General features: G+C 68.3%; 2 protein-coding genes. Both read left to right on the top strand.

The genetic code is table 11. From position 1 onward, the window contains the following. Positions 1-301: 301 nt before the first annotated feature. Positions 302-784: an NUDIX domain-containing protein gene (locus tag DMB66_RS59830; RefSeq protein ID WP_125812696.1), complete on the top strand. Its 483-nt coding sequence runs from the start codon at positions 302-304 to the stop codon at positions 782-784. Positions 785-836: 52 nt separating this feature from the next. Further along, on the top strand, positions 837-1108 hold a 272-nt coding region (locus tag DMB66_RS59835; RefSeq protein WP_199753312.1), incomplete at its 3' end, for a hypothetical protein.

Genomic DNA, 1108 nt, shown 5'->3' on the forward strand with positions numbered 1-1108 from the left:
GCATGTATCGCCGAGCACTTCCATGGCGATCAGGTCGTGCACCTGGCCAGCCATGCGCAGGCCGACCGGTACATCGACCGGCTCACCCGCCACACCGGCGGCGCACCGTGAACGACCTGTCTCGCCCCAGCGACGGCCGAGCCACCACGGCCGCCACGTTGCTGATCAAGGAGTTGGCGGCCACGCCTCCGGGGTGGCCTTCCCGTGCCGGCCGACGTCACCGAGGAGCGATACACCAGGGCAGCGCACCATCCCAGGACAGGAGCCCTGAATCTGCCGAGCGCCTACCGCTGAAGGAGAGATGACGTTGACTGATCCGCACCGGCTTGAGCCGGCCGGGCCGCCACCGCACCATCCGGTGGACGTCTTCCTGCTGTTCACCGACGCCGACCGGATCCTGCTGGCTCTGCGTGAGGGCACGGGATACCGCGACGGCTGGTGGAACGTCCCGTCCGGCAAGCTGGAGTATCACGAGGACGCCGTCTCCGGAGTCCGGCGGGAGTCCTTCGAGGAGATCGGCGTGCGGTTCACCGGCGATGAACCCCGCTTCGCCGGCGTCGTGCACCAACGCAACCCCGAAGGGCAAGGCCGGATCGCCCTGGTCTTCACGGCCGAGTTCGATGCCCGCCGCCACGGCGAACCGGTCAACCGCGAGCCGCACAAATGTGCCGAACTCCGCTGGTCGTCCATCAACGACCTGCCATCCAACACGGTGCCGTACACAGTCGCCAGCATCGACGTCTGGCGAAACAGCACCGGGCTGCAGATCAGCGGATGGCAGTAAACCGCCCTGCGCGTCCATTCGCCGGGCCAGAGCACGAACGGAGGCACCACACGTGACCGAACAGCGAACAGGGTGGAGCCGGTGGCCGGACGACTGGCCGGCGACCAAGGACGGGGCCGGCTGCGTCCTGTGCGCCTTCGTCGCCAACGAGGACCCGGCCTGGGGCGTACGCATCTACACCGGGCAGGTCGCCAACGCCTACCTGGCCACGATCGGGCAGATGCGCGGCTACTGCTGGGTGATCTGGCGCGACGGCCACGTCTGTGAACCCACCGACCTCGACCCCGCCGACGCCCAGCTGTTCTTCGCCGACATGCTCACCGT

It is taken from the genome of Actinoplanes sp. ATCC 53533 (assembly GCF_003947245.1).